Origin of the sequence: Nocardiopsis sp. LOL_012, from assembly GCF_048060475.1 — a bacterium.
Classification (GTDB): domain Bacteria; phylum Actinomycetota; class Actinomycetes; order Streptosporangiales; family Streptosporangiaceae; genus Nocardiopsis.
The window spans coordinates 1-21853 of the sequence record NZ_JBHMIV010000052.1 but is presented as its reverse complement, the minus strand read 5'-3'; the positions used below and the strand labels follow the sequence as shown (position 1 = coordinate 21853).

The 21853-nt window shown below is 72.3% G+C and carries 19 protein-coding genes, 1 other RNA gene and 1 pseudogene; 10 read left to right on the top strand and 11 right to left on the bottom strand.

The genetic code is table 11. From position 1 onward, the window contains the following. Together ACFHWE_RS22590 and ACFHWE_RS22585 are read left to right on the top strand one after the other, a co-directional pair. Nucleotides 1-382: pseudogene (locus tag ACFHWE_RS22590) on the top strand (hypothetical protein); the annotation flags it as partial. Nucleotides 383-725: 343 nt separating this feature from the next. Beyond that, the gene (locus tag ACFHWE_RS22585; RefSeq protein WP_416603880.1) at nucleotides 726-3083 is read left to right on the top strand and encodes a SulP family inorganic anion transporter; all 2358 of its coding nucleotides are present in this window, start codon (nucleotides 726-728) and stop codon (nucleotides 3081-3083) included. Here the strand turns inward: ACFHWE_RS22585 and ACFHWE_RS22580 are convergent. The 5 genes from ACFHWE_RS22580 to ACFHWE_RS22560 all read right to left on the bottom strand — a co-directional run bounded on the left by ACFHWE_RS22580 (nucleotide 3038) and on the right by ACFHWE_RS22560 (nucleotide 6280). Further along, nucleotides 3038-3181 carry a hypothetical protein gene (locus ACFHWE_RS22580; protein WP_416603879.1) on the bottom strand — a complete coding sequence of 48 codons (144 nt, stop codon included), beginning with the start codon at nucleotides 3179-3181 and terminating at the stop codon, nucleotides 3038-3040. The genes ACFHWE_RS22585 and ACFHWE_RS22580 overlap by 46 nt on opposite strands. A 324-nt stretch (nucleotides 3182-3505) precedes the next feature. Beyond that, nucleotides 3506-3884, bottom strand: an RNA gene (rnpB, locus tag ACFHWE_RS22575) — RNase P RNA component class A. A gap of 16 nt (nucleotides 3885-3900) precedes the next feature. Continuing rightward, entirely contained in the window at nucleotides 3901-4560 is a 660-nt protein-coding gene (locus tag ACFHWE_RS22570; protein ID WP_416603878.1) for a histidine phosphatase family protein, read from the bottom strand. Beyond that, nucleotides 4557-5318, bottom strand: a complete 762-nt coding sequence (locus tag ACFHWE_RS22565; RefSeq protein WP_416603877.1) for a zinc ribbon domain-containing protein — start codon at nucleotides 5316-5318, stop codon at nucleotides 4557-4559. Before ACFHWE_RS22565 ends, ACFHWE_RS22570 begins: the two co-directional genes overlap by 4 nt. Nucleotides 5319-5413: 95 nt before the next feature. Next, nucleotides 5414-6280, bottom strand: coding sequence for a Nif3-like dinuclear metal center hexameric protein (locus ACFHWE_RS22560; RefSeq protein WP_416603876.1), 867 nt, complete (start codon nucleotides 6278-6280; stop codon nucleotides 5414-5416). Nucleotides 6281-6372: 92 nt separating this feature from the next. Here ACFHWE_RS22560 and ACFHWE_RS22555 point away from each other — a divergent pair, with 92 nt between their 5' ends. The 3 genes from ACFHWE_RS22555 (at nucleotide 6373) to ACFHWE_RS22545 (ending at nucleotide 10161) form a co-directional block, all read left to right on the top strand. Next, on the top strand, nucleotides 6373-7233 hold the full coding sequence (locus ACFHWE_RS22555; protein WP_416603875.1) for a deoxyribonuclease IV: 861 nt from the start codon (nucleotides 6373-6375) through the stop codon (nucleotides 7231-7233). Nucleotides 7234-7331: 98 nt separating this feature from the next. Next, nucleotides 7332-7685: a hypothetical protein gene (locus ACFHWE_RS22550; RefSeq protein ID WP_416603874.1), complete on the top strand. Its 354-nt coding sequence runs from the start codon at nucleotides 7332-7334 to the stop codon at nucleotides 7683-7685. Nucleotides 7686-7770: 85 nt separating this feature from the next. Further along, nucleotides 7771-10161 carry a Tex family protein gene (locus tag ACFHWE_RS22545; protein WP_416603873.1) on the top strand — a complete coding sequence of 797 codons (2391 nt, stop codon included), beginning with the start codon at nucleotides 7771-7773 and terminating at the stop codon, nucleotides 10159-10161. Between the two features lie 53 nt (nucleotides 10162-10214). Here ACFHWE_RS22545 and ACFHWE_RS22540 read toward each other — a convergent pair whose 3' ends face one another. Continuing rightward, a complete protein-coding gene (locus tag ACFHWE_RS22540) occupies nucleotides 10215-11693 on the bottom strand; it encodes a carboxylesterase/lipase family protein (protein WP_416603872.1) in 1479 nt (492 codons plus the stop codon). A gap of 145 nt (nucleotides 11694-11838) precedes the next feature. Here ACFHWE_RS22540 and ACFHWE_RS22535 point away from each other — a divergent pair, with 145 nt between their 5' ends. From ACFHWE_RS22535 to ACFHWE_RS22515, 5 genes are all read left to right on the top strand, one after another. After that, nucleotides 11839-12795: a quinone oxidoreductase family protein gene (locus ACFHWE_RS22535; RefSeq protein WP_416603871.1), complete on the top strand. Its 957-nt coding sequence runs from the start codon at nucleotides 11839-11841 to the stop codon at nucleotides 12793-12795. 186 nt (nucleotides 12796-12981) lie between these two features. Continuing rightward, complete coding sequence (locus ACFHWE_RS22530) at nucleotides 12982-13737, top strand: SDR family oxidoreductase (RefSeq protein ID WP_416603870.1); 756 nt, start codon at nucleotides 12982-12984, stop codon at nucleotides 13735-13737. 1 nt (nucleotide 13738) lies between these two features. Continuing rightward, the gene (locus ACFHWE_RS22525; protein ID WP_416603869.1) at nucleotides 13739-14521 is read left to right on the top strand and encodes an SDR family oxidoreductase; all 783 of its coding nucleotides are present in this window, start codon (nucleotides 13739-13741) and stop codon (nucleotides 14519-14521) included. Then, nucleotides 14518-15537 (top strand): phosphotransferase family protein, encoded by a 1020-nt coding sequence (locus ACFHWE_RS22520; RefSeq protein WP_416603868.1) that lies wholly within the window; start codon nucleotides 14518-14520, stop codon nucleotides 15535-15537. The genes ACFHWE_RS22525 and ACFHWE_RS22520 overlap by 4 nt, the downstream gene beginning before the upstream one ends. Next, complete coding sequence (locus tag ACFHWE_RS22515; RefSeq protein WP_416603867.1) at nucleotides 15537-16751, top strand: acyl-CoA dehydrogenase family protein; 1215 nt, start codon at nucleotides 15537-15539, stop codon at nucleotides 16749-16751. Before ACFHWE_RS22520 ends, ACFHWE_RS22515 begins: the two co-directional genes overlap by 1 nt. Before the next feature lie 74 nt (nucleotides 16752-16825). Here ACFHWE_RS22515 and ACFHWE_RS22510 read toward each other — a convergent pair whose 3' ends face one another. The 5 genes from ACFHWE_RS22510 to ACFHWE_RS22490 form a co-directional block, all read right to left on the bottom strand. After that, entirely contained in the window at nucleotides 16826-17440 is a 615-nt protein-coding gene (locus ACFHWE_RS22510; protein WP_416603866.1) for a TetR/AcrR family transcriptional regulator, read from the bottom strand. A gap of 138 nt (nucleotides 17441-17578) precedes the next feature. Continuing rightward, nucleotides 17579-18370, bottom strand: a complete 792-nt coding sequence (locus tag ACFHWE_RS22505; protein ID WP_416603865.1) for an ABC transporter ATP-binding protein — start codon at nucleotides 18368-18370, stop codon at nucleotides 17579-17581. Further along, nucleotides 18367-19404 (bottom strand): FecCD family ABC transporter permease, encoded by a 1038-nt coding sequence (locus tag ACFHWE_RS22500; protein WP_416603864.1) that lies wholly within the window; start codon nucleotides 19402-19404, stop codon nucleotides 18367-18369. The genes ACFHWE_RS22505 and ACFHWE_RS22500 overlap by 4 nt, the downstream gene beginning before the upstream one ends. Next, a complete protein-coding gene (locus tag ACFHWE_RS22495; protein ID WP_416603863.1) occupies nucleotides 19401-20423 on the bottom strand; it encodes a FecCD family ABC transporter permease in 1023 nt (340 codons plus the stop codon). Before ACFHWE_RS22495 ends, ACFHWE_RS22500 begins: the two co-directional genes overlap by 4 nt. Before the next feature lie 22 nt (nucleotides 20424-20445). Then, nucleotides 20446-21477, bottom strand: a complete 1032-nt coding sequence (locus ACFHWE_RS22490) for an iron-siderophore ABC transporter substrate-binding protein (protein ID WP_416603862.1) — start codon at nucleotides 21475-21477, stop codon at nucleotides 20446-20448. Nucleotides 21478-21853: the final 376 nt, after the last annotated feature.

The window sequence follows — 21853 nt, the reverse complement described above, 5'->3', positions numbered from 1 at the left end:
GGGCACACCGCACGGCATCCCCGACAGCACCAGCACACCCACCTACCCCTTCGGCAGCGGCCCGCAGGGATACGCGCCGCACGCGGACACGCCCTCCCCCGGAGCCGGGGGGTACCAGGAACACGGCCTCCCCCAGAACGGTGTCGGCGACGCGCTCGCCGGGTACGACACCGCTCCGCCCCACTACCCGGGCCAGGGGTACGGTGGCCCTCAGGGGCCCGCCCAGCCCCAACAGTCCGGTTACCGGGACCACTGGAACACGCCGCCGGCTCCGGACGTCCGAGAGCCGTGGGACCGGGGCCCCGTCGGGTACCAGGGCGCTCCACCCGAGCCGAACCGCCCCTACTACGAAGGCGGCTATGAGAACGGCCGGTTCCTGTAGTCGGCCACGGCCCCGAATGTGACTCCGCGTGAACGCCCGCCTCCCGCCGCGGGAGGCGGGCCACCACCACAGCGCACCGCTGGGATGACGGATCTCCCCGTCATCCCAGCGGTTTCTTTGTGTCTCAGGGGTCGATCCCTGATGTGAAACGAAGAAAACGATCACCATTATCGCAACAGTCCGTCACAAGACCCACCCCGGATTGACTACAGTTGGTAACAGATGTCGAACTCTCCGAGTTCGTCGCGCTGCTTGCACACAGCCGCACGCCTCCCCCACTCGGACACCCGACGTCCGCATGCACCGACGCCCGACCGCCCGGCCCGAAACGAACGGAGCCACCATGCGCAACGACACCCCGGGGGCACGCCCCGAACCGCCGCCCGCGCAGACGGCCGCACGCCGTGCACGCCTCGACCACAGAAGGGCCGCCTCCGACGTCGGCGCCTCGTTCGTGGTCTTCCTCGTCGCCGTCCCCTTCGCCCTGGGCATCTCCGTCGCCACCGGCGCTCCGCTGATCGCGGGGATCATCGCCGCGGTCGTCGGCGGTATCGTCGCCGGAGCGGTCGGCGGCTCCGTCGTCCAGGTCAGCGGACCCTCCGCTGGGCTGACCATCGTCGTCGCCGATCTCGTCCTCACCCACGGCTGGCGCGTGACCTGCCTGATCACCCTGCTGGCCGGACTCGTCCAGATCACCCTGGGCGCCTTCCGTATCGCTCGGGCCGCGCTCGCGGTCTCCCCCGCCGTCGTGCACGGCATGCTCGCCGGGGTCGGTATCACCATCGCCCTCGCGCAACTACACGTGGTCCTGGGCGGGGCACCGCAGAGTTCGGCCCTGGCCAACATCGCCGACCTGCCCGAGCAGATCACCCACAACCACACACCCGCCGTCGCGGTCGGCGTCATCACCGTCGCGATCATGTTCGGGTGGAACCGGATCCCCGCCCTCGGACGGTTCCGGCCCGCGATGGTCCCGGCGGCGCTGGTCGCCGTGGGCGCCGCCACCGCCGTGGCCACCTTCGCCGACTGGGAGGTAGCCACCGTCGCCCTACCCGCCTCGCTCTCCGACGCCTGGACCGGTCCGCTGCTCCCCGCCTCCGGCCAGTGGCACGGCGTCGCCCTGGGCGTGGCGACCGTGGCCATGGTCGCCAGCGTGGAGACCCTGCTCTCGGCCATCGCCGTCGACCGCCTGCACAACGGGCAGCGTGTGCGCCTGGACCGCGAACTCGTCGGCCAGGGCGCGGCCAACACCGTCAGTGGCGCCCTGGGCGGCCTGCCGATCGCGGGGGCGATCGTGCGCAGCAGCACCAGCGTGCGCGCGGGGGCGCGCACCCGGCTGGCCACCGTTCTGCACGGGGTGTGGGTGCTGGTGTTCGTGGCGCTGTTCGCCCAGGTGGTCGCGCTGATCCCGATGGCGGCGCTGGCCGCGCTGCTGGTGTTCATCGGCGTGCAGATGGTCTCCATCGCCCATCTGCGCGACCTGCGGCGCCACCACGAACACGGCATCTACCTGGCGACCCTGCTCGGCGCGGTGTTCCTGGGACTGCTGGAAGGGGTGTTCATCGGTTTCGCGCTCGCGATGATCATCGCCCTGCGCCGCCTCACCAAGCTCACCGTCCTCACCGAGGAGCGCGGCGGCCGGGTCCACGTGTCCGTGCACGGCTCACTCACCTTCCTCGGTGTGCCGCGGCTCACCCACGTGCTGCGCACCGTCCCCGAAGGCGCACCGGTCGACCTCGACCTGCACGTGGACTTCATGGACCATGCCGCCTTCGAGGCCATCCACGCCTGGCGTGTGGACCACGAGCGCACCGGCGGCAGCGTCGACATCGACGAGGACCACGAGCAGTGGCACACCCGCAGCGCCGCCACACCCGCACCCGCCACAAAGACCTCGCCCAAGGGGTCCGCGCGCTGGTGGGCACCGTGGGAGATGCGCGCCGACACCGGTCGCGAGCCCAACCCGCTCATCCTGCTGACCGCGGGGGCCCGCGAGTACCATGCCAGCACCGCGGACCGCCTGCGTTCGGTGATGGGCCGCCTCGCACTCGGGCAGAAACCCACCGCGCTGTTCATCACGTGCGCCGACTCGCGGGTGGTGCCCAACCTCATCACCTCCAGCGGCCCCGGCGACCTGTTCACCCTGCGCAACGTGGGCAACCTCGTACCGCCCTCGGGGTCGCCCGGGGACGGGTCGGTGGGGGCCGCCCTGGAGTACGCCGTCACGGTCCTGGGCGTGCCCTCGATCGTGGTCTGCGGCCACTCCCACTGCGGAGCGATGAAGGCCCTCCTCGAAGGGGCCCACCTGGACGCGGAGGAGGCCGGGACCGCGCACATGCGGCGCTGGCTGGCCAACGCCGGAACCAGCCTGGACCGCGCCACGGCCGCCCCCGGGGACCCGGAGGGCCCGCCCACCCCGGAGACACTGTGCCACCTGGCCCGGACCAACGTCCGGGTGCAGTTGGCCAACCTCATGAGCTACGAGGTGGTCCGTGAACGGGTGGAGCAGGGAGGACTGACCCTGACCGGGATGTACTACGACCTGGAGTCGGCCCGGGTCCACCTGTTGGACCCCGGTACGGGGGTCTTCACCCCCGTACCGGGGGAACGGGGCACCGCCGTTCCCCACCAACGCGGGGAGGCGGCGGTCGGGGATCAGCCCTCGGCGTCGTCGGAAGCCTCGTCGCGCTCATCGTGCTGAACGCCTGAGGCCTGGTACATGGCCAGGGCGATGATCACCCCGATGGCCAGGAACGGCAAGGCGAACAGGATCACCCAGAAGGCGGCGGAGTCGAACAAGAGTCACCCATTCCCGTGGACGCGGATGCCCGTCGGTCGCCGACCCCGGTCGGCCTCCGGCGGGCGCGGAGCGCACCGCCAATCTACCCGTGCGTGGTCGGCTTCAGCCATCACCGGGGGGATGTATCGGCGTGACCCGCCGACACGGTGAACCCCGATAGGCGAGACCGTCGCCCATGACCGATCAGCGCACCCTGGACCTCGTGGTGTCCGGGGACAGGGGCCCGAGGTTCGCCTTGAGGCGAACCTCGGGCCCCACGTTCTCCCTGGGACGAACCTCGGCGGCAATCTCGTCCACGGAACGCCTGGCCAGAAAGGTGTGAGGGAGGGAGTCGGCCGGTAAGCCGGATTCTGTCGGCCTCGGAGGGCCGGACGGCCATCCATCTGGGACCGCCGTTGCCGACGGCCTCGGTGCGGTCTACCCGCGGACTCGGGCGGGCCGCCCTCAGGCATCCGCGCGGGGACCGTGGTCCCCTTTTTGACCTTGCTCCGGGTGGGGTTTACCGAGCCGACCGGATCACTCCGGCCGCTGGTGGTCTCTTACACCACCGTTTCACCCTTACCACCGCGATCGGTGGCGGTCTGTTTTCTGTGGCACTGTCCCGCGGGTCGCCCCGGGTCGGTGTTACCGACCACCCTGCCCTGTGGAGTCCGGACTTTCCTCGAACCCGCGTCGCGGGTCCGCGACCGTCTGGCCGACTCCCTCTCACCCGGCCATTCTACGCCGGTCCGGCGGCGGTGCCGTCCAGGTGGGCGGTGTCGTTGAGCGAACGCACCACCATGGGGCCGTCCGCGTAGCAGTCCACCTCGGTCAGGCAGGCCGTCTCCAGGAACATCCGGTGCAGCGCGCCCAGCGGGGCCAGCATCGCCTGCTGCACGACCGCCTTGATCGGCGTGACGTGGGTGACCACCAGGACCGTGCGGCCGGTGTGCCGCTCCACCAGGGCCTCCCGGGCCGCCCCGACCCGTGCGGCCGCCTCGGCGAAGCTCTCCCCGCCGGGCGGGGCGACCTCCGGGTCGGCCAGCCACTTGTCGACGGCCTCGCCCGCGGCCCGCTGGGCCTCGGCGAAGGTCATGCCCTCCCAGTCACCGAAGTCGGTCTCGACGAACCCCTCGTCCACCTCCACCGGGAGCCCCAGCTCCCGGGCGACGTGGGCCGCGGTGTCGCGGGTGCGGCGCAGCGGCGAGGACACCACCGCGTCGATCGGCCACGGGGCCAGGCGGCGCGCAGCCGCCCTGGCCTGCTCGTGGCCCTGCTCGGTGAGCGGGATGTCGCCCCGGCCGGCGAACCTGCGCTCCACCGACAGCGGTGTCTGCCCGTGGCGCAGCAGCACGAGCCGTGTCGGTTCCAGGTCGGGGGCCACCCACCCGAACCTCACTGCTGCCCCTTGGGTCCCAGGCCCGACTCCTCGGTGCGCACCAGGATGCGGCGGCAGTCCTCACAGCGCACGATCTCGTCGGCGGGGGTCGCGCGGATGTCGTTGAGCTCGACGGTGCTCAGCGCCAGCTTGCAGCCGCCGCACCGTCCGTAGCGCAGCGGGGCCGCGGCCAACCCGTCGTACTGACCGCGCAGCTTGTCGTACAGGCCCAGCACGTCGGAGGGCACCTCACCAGCGACGCGGTCGCGGTCCTGGGAGGCGCGGGTGCGGTCCCACTCGATCTCGGCGGCCGCGGTGTCGCGGCGCGCGGTGGCCGCGGTGAGCTCGGCGGCGGTCTCCTCGCGCTCGGCGGACAGGCGCGCGCTCTCGGCCTCCAGCGCCTCGGCGCGCTCCATCACCTCGATCACGACCTCCTCCAGTTCGGACTGGCGCCGCTCCAGTGAGGCGATCTCCGACTGGAGGCTCTGCAGCTCCTTGGCGCTGGTGATCTGCCCGGACTCCATCCGCTTGGCGTCGCGCTCGGCACGGGTGCGCACCTGGTCGACGTCCCGCTCCGCCTTGCGCTGTTCGCGGCCGGTGTCGGTGATCCTCGTCCGCACCGCGAGGATATCGGCGTCGATCTTCTCCAGGCGCTCCTTGAGGTCGGCCACCTCCGAGGCTTCCCGGAGCGTCCGGGCGCGGTGGTCCAGGCGCTGGAGTTCGGTGTCCAGCTCCTGGAGGTCCAGCAGTCTGGCCTGTGCGGCGGGTTCGGCTTTCACGATGCTCGCTCTCCTGGGGTGGCTGGGAAGGCGGATTCGCCGCCCACACCCGTTCTCTGTGCAGTTGGGGTCCGGGCCCGGCCGGTCCGGGGGCATCAGTCGCGGGAGAAAGCCCGCGACCAGGCATCCGTCACGGTCGTCGACACCCGGACCTCCACGTTAGCCCCATCCGGGCCGCGCCTGCGCGCGAGCGCATCCACCAGGTGGGACGCGCCCTCCGCCAGCCAGGGCCACTCGCTGGCGAAGTGGGCGGTGTCGACGAGCGCCGGCCCTCCGGCCTCGACGAACTCCGAAGAGGGGTGGTGGCGCAGGTCGGAGGTGACGAACACGTCCACCCCCGCGGCCCGGGCCGCGCCCAGCAGGGAGTCACCCGCGCCTCCCGACACCGCGACCCGGGTGACCTGACGGTTCAGGTCACCGGCCACGCGGACCCCCGCCGCGGTGGCGGGCAGCGCCTGGGCGACCCGGTCGGCGAAGTCGCGCAGGACCATGGGCCGGTCCAGGGCGCCGACGCGCCCGATGCCGCGCCGCCCCCCGGGGTCGGTCGGGTCGGGCTCCAGCGGTGACAGGTCCCCTGTCAGGCCGACCGTGCGCGCCAGGGCGTCCGAGACGCCGGGCGCGGCGGTGTCGGCGTTGGTGTGCGCGGTGTACAGGGCCGTTCCGGCGCGGATGAGGCGGTGGACCACCCTGCCTTTGGGGGTGTCGGCGGCCACACCGGTCACCCCGCGCAGCATGAGCGGGTGGTGGGTGAGGACCAGGTCCGCGCCCCACTCCACGGCCTCGTCCACGACCGCGGAGACCGGGTCGACGGCGAACAGGACGCGCTCCACGCTCTGGGCGGGGTCACCGCACACCAGGCCGACGGCGTCCCAGGAGGCGGCCCAGCCCGGCGGGTAGACCTCCTCGAAGGCGGCGATCACGTCGGCCAGGCGGTGGTTCTGGGTCTGGGTGCTCACGGCCACGACACTAGCGCCTCCCGCGAAGCAGCGGGCGTGGCCTGTGAGCGGCGGCACGGCCGCGCACCCCCCGCGGGCCCCCTAGTCTTGAGGACGTTATGAGTGGCGAACAGCGGCATCCCCGGTCCCCCGTCGGCGCGCACGTCCCGGTCGCGGGCGGCATGGCCGCCAAGGGTCTGGCCTACGCCGAGGAGATCGGCGCCGAGACGGTCCAGGTGTTCGTGTCCAACCCGCGCGGGTGGGCGACCAACGACGGCGACCCCGGACAGGACGCGCGCATGCGCGAGCGCACGGACCTTCCGCTGTTCGTGCACGCGCCCTACCTGATCAACCTGGGCACGCCGAGCGAGGAGACGGCGGACAAGTCGGTCGCCTCTCTGGAGCACGCGCTGGCCCGCGGCGGGCGGATCGACGCGCGCGGCGTGGTCGTGCACACCGGTTCGGCGGTCTCGGGCGGGCGCGAGGCCGGGCTGAAGCGCACCCGGGAGCGGCTCATGCCGGTCCTGGAGCGCCTCGGCGAGGGCGTCCCGCCGGTGCTGCTGGAGCCGATGGCGGGGCAGGGCCAGGTGTTGTGCGCCACCGTCAACGACCTGGTGCCCTACTTCGAGGCCCTGGAGTGGCACCCGAACGTGGGGGTGTGCCTGGACACGGCGCACATGTTCGCCGCGGGCCACGACATCTCCACCCCGGAGGGGATGCGCGAGGCCCTGGACCGCTTCGGCGCGCTCGTGGGCGCCCACCGGCTGCGGCTGGTCCACGTCAACGACTCCAAGGCCCCGTGCGGCAGCAACAAGGACCGCCACGAGAACATCGGAGCCGGCCACATCGGCGCCGCACCGTTCGGTGAGCTGTTCACCCACCCGGTCTCCGCCGGTGTGCCGCTCGTGCTGGAGACCCCCGGCCCCGCCGGGCCGCACGCCGCCGACGTGGCGACCCTCAAGGGGCTGCGCGGGGAGTGACCCCCGGCGGACCGGGAACCGCGCCGCATGGGCATCCGTCCCTCCATGGGGGACAATGGGCGGAGCGCGTTGTCGCCGCGAGGGAGGGGAGCGGTCCGATGGATCCGGTGTCAATGGTGGTCGGCGCCGTCATCGCGGTGGTCGGGTTCGTCACCGGTCGCCTCGTGACCAGGCACCAGGCGCGTGCCGCCCTCGAACAGGAGCGCCGCGGCGAGCAGGCCCGGGCCGTGCAGAGCGGTGCGCAGAGCCCCCAGCCCCTCTGCGGATGCGGGCACCACCTGGTCTTCCACGACCCACAGACCAAGAAGTGCCAGACCCAGGTGGTCATCCCCGGCAGGTGGACCGGGCAGCCCGGTTCGACCTACAAGAAGTGCATGTGCCAGGGCTACCGGGGGCCCATCCCGCTGGACGAGTACTACGCCCCCGACCTGACCGAGGGCAACGGTCTCTAGCGCACCGCCCGTGCCGGGATGACAACCGCGGCTCCCGCCGCGACAATGTCCCAGCACCGGAAAGCCAGAGAGCGGATCTTCAACAGTGACGACCCCTGCGACACCCACGATCGACCAGCGCATCGCCGAGGAGCTCGGTGTGCGCCCGAACCAGGTCACCTCGGCCGTCGACCTCCTCGACGGGGGCTCGACCGTGCCCTTCGTCGCCCGGTACCGCAAGGAGGCGACCGGCGGCCTGGACGACGCCCAGTTGCGCACCCTGGAGGAGCGCCTGCGCTACCTGCGCGAGCTGGCCGAGCGCCGGGCCGCGGTCCTGGAGTCGATCCGCTCCCAGGGCAAGCTGGACGAGGAGCTGGAGGCGCGGATCAACGCCGCCGACTCCAAGGCCCGTCTGGAGGACATCTACCTCCCCTACAAGCCCAAGCGCCGCACCAAGGCCCAGATCGCGCGGGAGGCCGGCCTCGAACCGCTCGCCGACGCGCTGCTGGCCGACCCCTCGCTGGACCCGCAGGTGTCGGCTGAGGCCTACGTGGACGCCGACAAGGGTGTGGCCGACACCAAGGCCGCCCTGGACGGCGCCCGGGCGGTCCTGGTGGAGCGCTTCGCCGAGGACGCCGACCTCACGGGCACGCTGCGCGAGCGGCTGTGGGAGAAGGGGCGGCTGGTCTCCAAGGTGCGTGAGGGCAAGGAGGAGTCCGGTGCGAAGTTCGCCGACTACTTCGACTTCGCCGAACCGCTGACCGCGATGCCCTCCCACCGTGTCCTGGCCCTGTACCGGGGCGAGAAGGAGGAGGTCCTGGCCCTGGCCCTGGAGCCGGAGGAGGAGCCCGCACCGAACGCCGACGGAACCGTCCCCCGCAGCTCCTACGAGAACGCCATCGCCTCCCGGTTCGACATCACCGACCGCGGCCGCCCGGCGGACCGCTGGCTCCAGGACACCGTCCGCTGGGCCTGGCGCACCCGTATCTTCGTGCGCCTGGACATCGACGTGCGCATGCGGCTGTGGCAGCGGGCCGAGGACGAGGGCGTGGAGGTCTTCGCCGCCAACCTGAGGGACCTGCTGCTGGCCGCGCCCGCGGGGACGCGTGCCACCCTGGGTCTGGACCCGGGGCTGCGCACGGGGGTGAAGGTGGTGGTCGTCGACGGCACCGGCAAGGTCGTGGCCACCGACACGGTCTACCCGCACGCGCCGCGCCGCGACTGGGAGGGCTCCCTGTCGCGGTTGTCGGCGCTGTGCACCGGGCACGGGGTGGACCTGGTGGCGATCGGCAACGGCACGGCCTCGCGCGAGACCGACCGCCTGGCCGCCGACCTGCTCAAGCGCAACCCCGAACTGAAGCTCACCAAGGTCATGGTCTCCGAGGCTGGCGCGTCGGTGTACTCGGCCTCGGCCTACGCCTCCGAGGAGCTCCCGGACCTGGACGTGTCCCTGCGCGGAGCCGTCTCCATCGCCCGCCGCCTCCAGGACCCGCTGGCCGAGCTCGTCAAGATCGACCCCAAGTCGATCGGGGTGGGCCAGTACCAGCACGACCTGGCCGAGGCGAAGCTCTCCCGGTCACTGGACGCCGTGGTCGAGGACTGTGTGAACGGTGTGGGCGTGGACGTCAACACCGCGTCGGTGCCCCTGCTGACGCGGGTGTCGGGGGTCACCTCCACGCTGGCGCGCAACATCGTGGCGCACCGCGACGCGCACGGGCCCTTCCGCAGCCGCGAGGACCTGCGCTCGGTGCCGCGCCTGGGGCCGAAGGCCTTCGAGCAGTGCGCGGGCTTCCTGCGCGTCCCGGGGGGCGACGACCCGCTGGACTCCTCTGCCGTCCACCCGGAGGCCTACCCGGTGGTGCGGCGGATCCTGGACTCGCTGGGCACGGACCTGCCGTCGCTGATCGGCGACAAGAAGGCCCTCGCTCGGATCCGGCCGCAGGACTTCGTGGACGACACCTTCGGCCTGCCCACGGTCACCGACATCCTCATCGAGCTGGACAAGCCGGGCCGCGACCCGCGTCCGGCGTTCACCACCGCCACGTTCAAGGAGGGGGTGGAGACACTGTCGGACCTGGCTCCGGAGATGGTTCTGGAGGGCGTGGTCACCAACGTCGCGGCGTTCGGGGCGTTCGTGGACGTGGGCGTGCACCAGGACGGCCTCGTGCACGTCTCGGCGATGTCGCACAGGTTCGTCGACGACCCCCGCGAGATCGTCAAGCCCGGTGACGTGGTGAAGGTCAAGGTCCAGAGCGTGGACACCCAGCGCAAGCGGATCTCGCTGACCATGCGCCTGGACGACGCGGCGCCCTCCGGGGAGGGCCGCCGCGGCGGCCGGGGCGAGGAGCGGGGCGGCGACCGCCGGGGCGGGCGCGCCCAGGGCGGTAGTGAGCGCTCCAGCGGCGGCCGGGGCGGGCGCGGCGGCGACCGCGGCGGGGCCGCCCCCTCGGGTGCGATGGCCGACGCCCTGCGCCGGGCGGGTCTGACCGGCAGGTGACGCCGACCGGGCCCGGAGTGGGTCCCGCACCCGGGTGCGGGACCCGCTCATGTCTACTTCGGGTCGAAGGACTTGCCGTCCCAGAGCGGGCGCACCGGTGAGACGTCGTCGGGGAGCACCTCGTCGGTCAGGTTCCACACCTTGACCGGTGTGGCGTGGACGGTGACCATCGGCCAGCCCGCCTCACCCGAGGCGGCGAAGGAGTTCCAGGCACCGGAGAAGCGCTCGGCCAGCTTGCGGTAGTCGTCGGAGATCTCGCCGTTGAGCATGAACCGGGCCATGTCGGTGTCGATGTTGTTGAACGCGAAGGGCAGGTCGAAGGCGTGGCAGGCGCCGAGCCTGCCGTCCATGACGGTGGTCTCGGCCGCCAGGCGGAAGAAGTGGGCGCGGCCGCCCGCGGCGGCGTGCGCCTCGGCGAAGCGCACGGTGTACTGGCTGAAGAGCGAGTCGCCCATGATGGCCTCGTACAGTTCGCCGACGTCCGCACCGGGGATGGCCTCGCGGTAGGCGGAGATCGCGCCCTCGGGCAGGCCCGCCTTGGACGCGGCCACCTCCAGGAGGTCCTCGGTCTCGGGCACGGGGCTGCCCGCCAACACGGTGAACAGCCGGTACTCGTGCATGTTGTGGCCGGTGAGCAGGTCCACGTTCCGGGCGGCGCCGTCGGCGACCGCGCGCAGCGGCTCGACGGGCAGGTCCTCGCCGCCGACGACGGGGGCGAAGCAGGTCAGAGACTCGGGGGTGGCCGCCATGAACTCGTCGGAGGCGGCCAGGACCTTCTCCGGCGGCAGGGCGGCCAGCGCCTCGGCCTCCAGCGGGACGCCGGCGATCCGCGCGATGCGCTCGGACACGGTGCGGGCCCGGTCCACGCTCAGGGTGTCGCCGGGGACGCTGTGGGCGATGGCGCGGCGGAAGAGGCCGCCGGCGTGGGGCGAGGCCATCAGGCACACGACCGATCCGGCGCCGGCGGACTCCCCGGCGATCGTGACGTTGGCGGGGTCTCCGCCGAAGGCGGTGATGTTGTCCCTGACCCAGCGCAGGGCGGCGGCCTGGTCGAGCAGACCCCGGTTCTCGGGACGTCCCGGGACGTGCCCGAACCCCTCGAAGCCGAGGCGGTAGTTGACGGTGACCACGACGAGGCCGTTCTCGGCGTGCCGGGTACCCTCGTAGGAGGCTTCGGAGGAGACGCCCATGATGTAGGCGCCGCCGTGGAACCACACTAGGACGGGGGCGAGGTCGCCCTCGCTCGCGGCGCTCCAGACGTTGAGCACCAGGCACTCCGGCGAGGTGTCGGGGGTCCAGGGGGCCGCGCCGAAGGGGCGGTGCGGCTGCGGGGCGGGCGGGCCGAACTCCAGGCAGTCGCGCACCCCGTCCCAGGCGGGCGCGGGCGCGGGCGCGGCGAAGCGGTGCTCTCCGAAGGGGGCGGCGGCGTAGGGGATGCCCCGGTGGACGGTGACCCGGCCGTCCGTGGAGGTGGGCGATACGGCGCCCCTGACTCTGCCGCCCGTTGTCGTCACGATGTGTTCGGCGTCCACTGGTGTCCTCCCCTGGGGTTACACGTATGCACATGTCCTAACAGCGTTAGGTACACCGCGCAAGGCCGCGCGGGCCGCCCGGACACCGCAACCGGCGGGTAACATACCACCTGGTCGGTACGAGAAGACGAGTGAAGGGACCCCCATGCGCGCCATCCAGATCACCGAGTTCGGCGGACCCGAGGTCCTGGTCCCCGCGGAGCTTCCCGACCCCGAGCCGGGGCCGGACGGGTTCCTCGTCGAGGTCTCCCGGTCGGGGGTCAACTACGCCGACACCCACCAGGCGGAGAACAGCTACCTGGCCGCCGCCAGCCTGCCCATGGTCCCCGGCGCGGAGATCGCCGGACGCGCCGCCGACGGGCGCCGCGTCGTGGGCATGGTCAGCGGCGGAGGCTACGCGCAGCGGGCCGTCGCCGACCCCGGCATGACCTTCGAGATCCCCGAGGGGGTCTCCGACGAGGCCGCGCTCGCACTGCTCGTCCAGGGCGCCACGGCGTGGGTCCTGCTGCGCAAGAACGTGCGGATGGAGGCGGGCGAGTCCGTGGTGGTGCACGCCGCCGCGGGCGGCGTGGGTACGCTCGCCGTCCAGTTGGCCAAGGCGTTCGGCGCCGGCCGGGTCATCGCGGTCGCCAGCAGCGCTGCCAAGCGCGACCTCGCGCTGGAACTGGGCGCGGACACCGCAGTGGACTCGGCCGCACCCGACATGACCACCGCGCTGATCGAGGCCAACGGGGGCAAGCGTGTGGACGCCGTGCTGGACATGGTCGGCGGCAGGGTGACCGACGAGAGCCTGCGGTCGCTGGCTCCGTTCGGCCGCCTCGCCTTCTACGGCATGGCCTCGCGCGAGCAGCCCAGCCCGGTGAAGCTGCCCAGCCTCATGCGCTTCTCCACCACCGTGTCGGGCATGTGGCTGCCGCACGCGCGCACGCTCCCCGGAGACGTGGTCGGCGACGCCATGGCGGAGATGTTCGCGATGGTGGCCGAGGGCCGCCTCCGGCCGGTTCTGGGTGAGACCTACCCGCTCTCCGAGGCCCGCAGGGCCCACGAGGACCTGCGGGCCCGCGCGACCATCGGCAAGCTCACCCTTGACCCGTCCAAGTAGGACATAACCCACCTTTACGTCATAGATCCCTTTGGGGACCACGGGGGAGAAGAACGAGGGGAGGCAGGCGCCGCCCACACGCCGTCGTCGCGCGTCAGGGCGCCGCCTCCCCTTGCGGCGCGCCCGCCGCGCCACGTAGAGTCGTCCCCTGTGCATACCGACCAGTCGGTCTAAAAGGAGAACTCCATGACATCCCGGTTCGGCGGACGGACCGCCATCGTCACCGGGGCGAGCCGAGGCATCGGCCTGGCCATCGCCCAGCGACTCGTCGACGAAGGCGCCCGTGTGTGCGTGACGGCCCGCGGGGCCGAGGCCCTGGAAGAGGCCGTGAAGACCCTGGGCGGCCCGGACCACGCCATCGCCGTGCCGGGCAAGGCCGACGACCCCGCCCACCAGGACGCCGCGATCGCCGCGACCCTGGACGCCTTCGGCAGCATCGACATGTTCGTCAACAACACCGGCATCAACCCGGTCTACGGGCGGATGGTCGACCTGGACCTGGACGCGGCCCGCAAGATCTTCGAGGTCAACGTGCTCTCCGCGGTCTCGTGGGTACAGAAGGCCCACAAGGCGTGGATGGCCGAGCACGGCGGCGCCATCGTCAACGTCTCGTCCGTGGCCGGCACCAAGCCCGCGCCCGGCATCGGCTTCTACGGCGCCAGCAAGGCCATGCTGCTCCACATCACCAAGGAGCTGGCCGTCGAGCTGGCCCCCGGGGTACGCGTCAACGGCGTCGCCCCGGCCGTGGTCAAGACCAAGTTCGCCAGTGCCCTGTACGAGGGGCGCGAGGAGGAGGTCGCCGAGGGCTACCCGCTGGCCCGCCTGGGCGTCCCCGAGGACGTGGCCGGCGCGGTCGCCTTCCTGCTCTCCGAGGACGCCTCCTGGGTCACCGGGCGCACCCTGGTCCTCGACGGCGGCACGACTCTCACCGGAGGTGTCTGACATGAAGTTCGAGGACGCGGGGGTCGTCGTCACCGGCGCCGGCAACGGCATCGGTGCCGCCATCGCGCGCCGCCTGGCCGACGCCGGGGCGCGCGTGGTCGTCAACGACCTGGACGCCGGGGCCGCCGAGGCCGTGGCCGCCGAGATCGGCGGGGTGGCCGTCCCCGGTGACGCGGCCGGCGAGGAGGGCGTCACCGCCCTGATCGCCGAGGCCGGGGCCCACCTGGACGGCATCGACATGTACGTGGCCAACGCCGGCCTGGGCAGCGGGCTGGGGCTGGACTCCACCGAGCAGGAGTGGAACAGGTCCTGGCAGATCAACACCATGTCGCACGTGCGGGCCGCAAAGGAGCTGGTCCCGGCGTGGGTGGAGCGCGGGCGCGGGCACTTCGTGACCACCGCCTCGGCCGCGGGCCTGCTGACCATGCCCAGCAGCGCACCCTACTCGGTGACCAAGCACGCCGCCGTGGCCTTCGCCGAGTGGCTGTCGGTCAACTACGGCGACCGCGGCATCACCGTGCAGTGCATCTGCCCGCTCGGTGTGCGCACCAACATGCTGGAGGGCAGCGGCGACACCGGCAAGGCCATCCTGTCCAGGGACGCGATCACGCCGGAGGAGGCCGCCGACGCCGTGATGGCGGGCCTGGCCGACGGACGGTTCCTCATCCTGCCCCACCCCGAGGTTGCCGACTACTACAAGGCCCGCGCCACCGACACCGACGCCTGGCTGTCGGGGATGCGCCGCCTCCGGGCGAAGGTCTCCCCCGGGGAGGAGAGCGCATGACCGAGGAGCTACCGGGCCTGGACCCGGTACGCCTGCGGGAGTACCTGGAGGGCGCCGTTCCCGGCCTGGCCTCGGGCCCGCTGACGGGCCGTGTACTGGCCGGCGGCAAGTCCAACCTCACCTACCTGGTCGGCGACGGCGAGCGGGAGTTCGTGGTCCGCCGGCCGCCGCTCGGTCACGTGCTGGCCACCGCCCACGACATGTCCCGCGAGTACAAGGTGATGACGGCGCTGCGCGACACCGCCGTCCCCGTGCCGCGGACCCACGTCCTGTGCGAGGACGCCCACGTCCTGGGCTCGCCCTTCTACGTCATGGAGTACGTGGAGGGCACCCCCTTCCGCACCCTGGACGAGATCTCCCCCCTGGGGCCGGAGCGCGTCCGGGGCGTGGCCGAGAACCTGGTCGCCACCCTCGGTGCCCTGCACGCGGTCGTGCCCGAGGAGGTGGGACTGGGCGACTTCGGCCGCCCGGCGGGCTTCCTGGAGCGCCAGGTGCGCCGGTGGCGCAAGCAGCTCGACGCCTCGCGCAGCCGCGAGATCCCCGGTATCGACGAACTGCACGCCAGGCTCGCCGAGACGCTGCCCGAGCAGTCGGCCCCCGGCATCGTGCACGGCGACTACCGGCTGGACAACGCCCTCGTGGACGGGCAGGACCGCATCAGCGCGGTGCTGGACTGGGAAATGGCAACCCTCGGCGACCCGCTCGTGGACCTGGGCCTGATGATCGTCTACCGCGACCGGGACACCGCCGTGGGCGGCGAGGGCGTCGCCGCGACCGCCGCCGAGGGCTTCCCGAGCTCGGCGGAGCTGGTCGAGATGTACGCCGCGGCGACCGGCCGCGACGTGTCCAGGCTCAACTGGTACGTGGCCTTCGGCTGCTTCAAACTCGCGGTGATCGCCGAGGGCATCTACCTCAGGCACACCCAAGGACTCACCGTCGGAGCCGGTTTCGACGGAATCGGTGAGATCGTCGCCCCGCTCGTCGAGCGCGCCCACGCCACCCTCAAGGAGGACTGATGGATTTCAGTTACGACAAGGAGACCGAGGAGCTGCGCGCCAAGCTCCTGGCCTTCATGGACGAGTGCATCTACCCGAACGAGTCGGTGCACGAGGAGCAGTTGGCCGCGCGCGAGAACCGCTGGACCCGGCCGCCGATCATCGCCGAGCTCCAGGCCGAGGCCCGCAAGCGCGGCCTCTGGAACCTGTTCCTGGCCGGCCACCCCGAGCACGGCGGGCTGCCCAACCTCCAGTACGCCCCGCTGGCGGAGATCACCGGCCGCAGCCCCCGACTGGCCCCCATCGCGCTGAACTGCGCCGCTCCCGACACCGGGAACATGGAGGTGCTGACGATGTTCGGCACCGAGGAGCAGAAGAAGCGCTGGCTGGAGCCGCTCCTGGACGCGCGGATCCGCTCCGCGTTCGCCATGACCGAACCGGCGGTGGCCTCCTCCGACGCCACCAACATCACCACCTCCATCGTCCGCGACGGCGACTCCTACGTCATCAACGGGCGCAAGTGGTTCATCACCGGTGCGATGAACCCCGCCTGTGAGGTGTTCATCGTCATGGGCAAGTCCGACCCCGAGGCCGCGCGCCACAAGCAGCAGAGCATGGTACTGGTGCCGCGCGACACGCCGGGCCTGACCATCGAGCGCGGTATGACGGTCCTGGGCTACGACGACGGCGACCACGGCGGCCACGCCGAACTGGTCTTCGACGACGTGCGGGTCCCGGCGGAGAACCTCATCGGCGGGGAGGGCGAGGGCTTCGCCGTCGCGCAGGCCCGCCTGGGCCCCGGGCGCATCCACCACTGCATGCGCTCCATCGGCATGGCCGAGCGGGCGCTGGAGCTGACCTGCGAGCGTGTGCTGGACCGGGTGGCCTTCGGCAAGCCGATCGCCGACCAGGGCGTGGTGCGCGAGTGGATCGCCGAGGCCCGGGTGGCGATCGAGCAACTGCGCCTGCTGGTCCTCAAGACCGCCTACCTCATGGACACCGTGGGCAACAAGGGCGCCCACACCGAGATCCAGTCGATCAAGATCGCCACGCCGCGCACGGTGGAGTGGATCCTGGACAAGGCCATCCAGGCGCACGGCGCCATGGGGGTCAGCCAGGACACCCCGCTGGCCGGGATGCTCGCGGGCGTGCGCTCCCTGCGGCTCGCGGACGGACCCGACGAGGTCCACCTGCGCTCGCTGGGCCGCGCCGAGCTGCGCAAGTACAAGAAGTAGGGTTCGGAGCCCGTGTGCGGGGCGTCTCGGCGGCAGGTCCGCCGGAGCGCCCCGCCTCCGTCAGGGCAGGACGGTCACTCCTTGGGTCGCAGGCTAGTGATGAGCAGGTCGGCGAACTGGCGGCCCACGTCCTCGCCGGTCATGGGACCCTCCTTGCTGTACCAACTGCTCAGGTGGTGCGCCGATCCGAAGAAGTAGTCCGCGACCAGGCCCGCGGCGACGTCGTCGCGGAAGATCCCCTCGCCCTGGCCCTGGCGGATCATGTCGCAGAAGATCTCGTGGTAGCGCCGCCGCTCCGCGCGCACCGTCCGGCGCTTGTCCGGGTCCAACTGGTGCATGGAGCGGAAGAAGATGGCGCTGTCGTCGAGGTTGGCGATACTGGTGGCGATGACGTCGGCCGCCGCGGCGCGGAGGCGCTCGTCGACGGGGGCGTCCTGTGAGGAGAAGCGGAGCAGGTGCTCGGTCTGCATGCGCAGCACCCGTGCGTAGATCTCGTAGAGCAGGTCGTCCTTGGAGCCGAAGTAGTGGTACATCGCACCCTTGGTGACGCCCGCCGCGGCGACGATCTCCTGGACCGAGGTCCCCTCGAAGCCGCGCTCGGCGAAGAGCCGGGTGGCGGCGGCGAGCAGGCGTTCGGGCACCGGCCCCCGAACGGAGTCCGTTTCCGCCGTCCGCTGTCCCTGCACCATGTCAGCCTCACTTCGCGCCCCGGCCCCCGCGGGACCGCCGATCATCCGACCCAGCATACCGACCGGATGGTACCTTGCGCGCTTGATAACTGAAAGAATCCGGACCGGCACCCTGGGGCACGAGGGCTCCGTCCCGGCTCAGGGGCGCTCGTGCGGGATGACGAGCGGGGTGCGCGTGCGCGGGTCGGGGACCACGTCGCAGGCGAGCCCGAACACCTCGCTCACCAGCGGCGCGGTGACCACGTCCCCGGGAGCGCCGTCGGCGACCACGCGTCCACCGCTCATCATCACCAGCCGGGTGGCGAACCTGGCCGCCTGGGCGAGGTCGTGCAGCACAGCGACGATCGTCCGCCCCTGGCGGTGCAGCCGCGCGAACAGCTCCATCAGATCGTACTGGTGGGCGATGTCCAAATAGGTGGTCGGCTCGTCCAGCAGCAGGACGCCGGTGTCCTGGGCCAGGACCATCGCCACCCAGGCGCGCTGGCGCTGGCCGCCGGAGAGGGCCCCCACCCGCTCCCCCGCCAGACCGGTCGTCCCGGTCAGCTCCAGGGCCTCGTCGACCGCCGTCTCGTCCCGGGGGCTCCACTGCCGCAGCAGGGTGTGGTGCGGGAAGCGCCCGCGCGCGGCCAGCGCCCGGACGGTGATGCCCTCGGGCGCGATGGGGCTCTGCGGTAGCAGGGCCAGGCGGCGCGCGACCGCCTTGGCGCGCTGGGATCGGATGTCGCGTCCGCCCAGCAGTACGCGCCCCGACACCGGGGTGTTGACCCGGCCCAGCGCCTTGAGCAGGGTGGACTTGCCGCACCCGTTGGGGCCGACGATGACGGTGAACTCCCCCTCGGCCACCTCCAGGTCCAGCTCGCGCACGACCGGGTCGCCCCCGTAGCCCAGGGTGAGGCCCTCTGCGGCCAGCACCGGTCCGTCGTCGCTCACAGCACACCCCTCCGCCATTCTCGGATCAGAAGACAGCCCAGGTAGACGCCGCCCAGGGCCATGGTGACGATGCCCACCGGCAGCCCGTCGGCGGCCGGGAACCGCTGCACCGCCAGGTCCGCGGCGGCCAGCAGCAATGCGCCCACGAGCGCGGACACCGCCAGGTTGGGGCCGGGGACGCCCGTGGTCCTGCGCGCGATCTGCGGCGCGGTCAGCGACACGAACGCGATCGGTCCGGCGACCCCGACCGCGGCGGCCGACAGCACCACCGACAGCGCGATGGCGCCGACGCGGGTGGCCGCGGCGCTCGCACCGAGCCCGTCGGCGAGTTCGTCGCCCATCTCGTTGACCGCGATCCGTCCGGACAGCGCCGTGGCACAGGGCACGGCCAGGACCAGCACGGCCGCGATGGTCGCGGCGTGCTCCCAGGACCGGGCGTTCAGGCTCCCGTACAGGTAGGAGGCGAGCAGGGAGGCCTCGTCCCGGCCCAGCGCGGCGATGACGTACTGGGTGAAGGCCTGGGCCATGGCGGCGACGCCGATCCCGGCGACGATGAGTCGCCGGGGGTGGCGCAGCCCGGTGCCGGTGGCCAGGGCCACGACGGCCATGGCCAGGGCCGCCCCGCCCAGCGCCCCGAGGGGGACGGGCAGGACGCCGGGCAGCAGCAGGGCCGCGACGGCCGCTCCGGCGCCGGCGCCCGCGCCGAGGCCGATGACGTCGGGGCTTCCCAGGGGGTTGCGGGTGACGGTCTGGAAGAGGGCCCCCGCCACGCCCAGGGCGGCGCCGGTGCACGCGGCCACGGCCAGGCGCGGTCCGCGCAGCCGCTCCAGGACGAAGGCCTCGGTGGCCTCACCGCCCCCTGCCAGGACGGCGGGTATGCGTGCGAGGGGGATGCCCATGCCGCCGACGGTGAGGGTCAGGGCGGCCAGTGCCGCCAACAGGAGGAGGTAGATTCCGCCCCACAGCAGTGCGCGCGCGTGCAGGGGCAGGGCGAGGAACCGCCCCACTCTCAGTACGGGTCCGGTCCGCCTCATGCGCTGCCCCGCATCCGGCGGACCACGTAGAGCAGGACGGGGGCGCCCACGAAGGCGGTGACCACCCCGACCATGAGTTCGACGGGCCGGGCGACGGTGCGGCCCACGACGTCGGAGAGCAGCAGCAGGGTGGGGCCCACCAGCAGGGCGAAGGGTACCTGGAGGCGGAAGTCCACGCCGACCATGGCCCGGACGATGTGCGGCACCGCCAGGCCCACGAACGAGATCGGGCCCACCGCCGCGGTCGCCGCGGCGGCCGCGGCGGTCGCGGCGACCAGCGCGGTGGCGCGCACGGCGGCGGTGTTGACTCCGGTGGACAGGGCGGCCTCCTCCCCCAGGGCGAGGGCGTTGAGCCCGCCCGCCGCGAAGTGGGCCGCGACGACCGCGGCGGCGATGACGGGCAGCACCGTCAGGGCGACACCGAAGTCGCGTCCGGCCAGGGAGCCGACGACCCAGTAGCGGTAGGAGTCGAACACCTCGGGCATGCTCAGTGAGACCGCCTGGACGTAGGCGGTCAGAACGGCGGAGACCACCGCTCCGGCGAGCACGAGGCGTGCGGCCCCGCCGCCCCCGCTGCCGCCCCCGCTGCCGACGGCGTGGGCGACGAGTCCGGCCGCGAGCGCGCCGGGCAGTGCCCACCACAGGGCCTCGGCGGTCGAGACCGTGCCGAACAGGGCGGTGGCCGTGACCACGGCGGCCGCGGCGCCCGCGTTGACCCCGAGCAGGCCGGGGTCGGCGAGCGGGTTGCGGGTGACGCCCTGCATCAGGGTTCCGGCCAGGGCCAGCGCGGCGCCGACCAGGACGCCGACCACGGTGCGCGGGACGCGGCTGGCCACCACGGCGGTGGTGAAGCCGTCCGCCTGGCCGGTCAGGACCGCCCACAGGTCTGCGGGCGGTGTGGGGCGCCCGCCCAGGACGAGGCTGAGCATGGCCGCCCCGGCGAGGGCCGCAGCACCCGCGCCGAGCGCGACGGTGGTGCGGGCGGGTCCTCGCCGGGGCAGGGCCGTGAGTGTGTTCACGATCGCTGCACCGAAGGGGTCGTCAGCCGTCGACGTTCGCCGCGGCCTCGTGGATCAGCGGCACGTAGCGGTCGAGGATCCACGGGACGGTGAGCGGGTTGATGATCGACGAGGCGGTGACGAAGGAGTTCTCCTCTGCGGCGACGACGGCGCCGCTCTCGATGGCGGGGATCGAGGCGTAGAGCTCCTGGGCCTCGATCTCGGCGCGGTACTCGGGGTCGCTGTAGAAGGTGAAGAGCAGGTCGCTGCCGCTGAGCTGGTCGGCGTTCTCCAGGCCGATGAGTGCCGAGTCGGTGCCCTCGCGCTCCTCGAAGGTCTCCACGACCGGGTCGACGGTCAGGCCCATGTTGCTGACCATGGCCACGCGCTGCTCGGTGGGCATGATGACGCCGAGCGTGCCGGGGCCCTCGGTGAAGATGTAGGAGAAGGTGAGGTCGGCGAACTCGGGGTTGGCCTCGCGGACCTCGGCGAACTGCGCGCCGATGTCGTCGATGAGGACCTGGGCCTGCTCGGGCCTGCCCAGGGCCTGGGCGACGACCTCGATCTGCTGGTCCCACTCGGCGTTCCACGCCTCCTCGGCGTAGGCGACGGTGGGGGCGATGTCGGCGAGGATGTCGTACTGCTCCTGGGTGATGCCCGACCAAGGGGCGAGGATGACGTCGGGCTCCAGTTCGATGATGGCCTCGAAGTCGATCTCGGTGCCGCCGGTGAACTGCTCCGGCAGCTCCTCACCGGCCTCGGTGACGGCCTCGTAGAGCCAGGGGACGTAGCCGGTCTCGTCGCTGCCCCAGTCGTAGCGCTCGATGCCGACCGGGGTCGTGCCCAGGGAGAAGGCGATCGAGGCCGACCCCTGTCCGAGGGTGACCACGCGCTCGGGGGTCTCGGTGATCTCGGCGGTGCCGAGGGCGTGCTCGATCTCGACGGGGAAGGCCCCGTCGCCGGAGGCGGCGGTGTCGCCTTCCTCGGCGGCGGGCTCGGAGCCGCAGGCGGCCAGGCCCAGGGTCAGGAGGGCGGCCGAGCCGAGAGCGCCGAGGCGCAGGAGAGTGGAGTCCATGCTGGTACTGCTTTCTTCGTGGCGAGGAGGGGCGTCCTCATGGCCGGAGGCCGTGCGGGGAGGGTTCCGGGGACCGCACGAGGAACAGGACGGACCATACATCACGAAGGAAGGTTAGACTAACCTCACCTCTCGACATCGAGAGAGCGAGGCTCCGGGATCGCCTGCCGGGCCAGGCTTGCCCACCCATGATCACAATGGGGCAACGACCCCCGAACGACCCTGAAGGCACCGGAAGAGTTCACACGGTGACGTATCGGACACGGTCAGGCGGACTTCTCCTCCGGACCGCCCTCCGACAACCCCCGACGCACGATCGTCGGATTCACGTTGTCCACCACCGTCTCCCCCGTAATGATCACCCGACCCACATCCT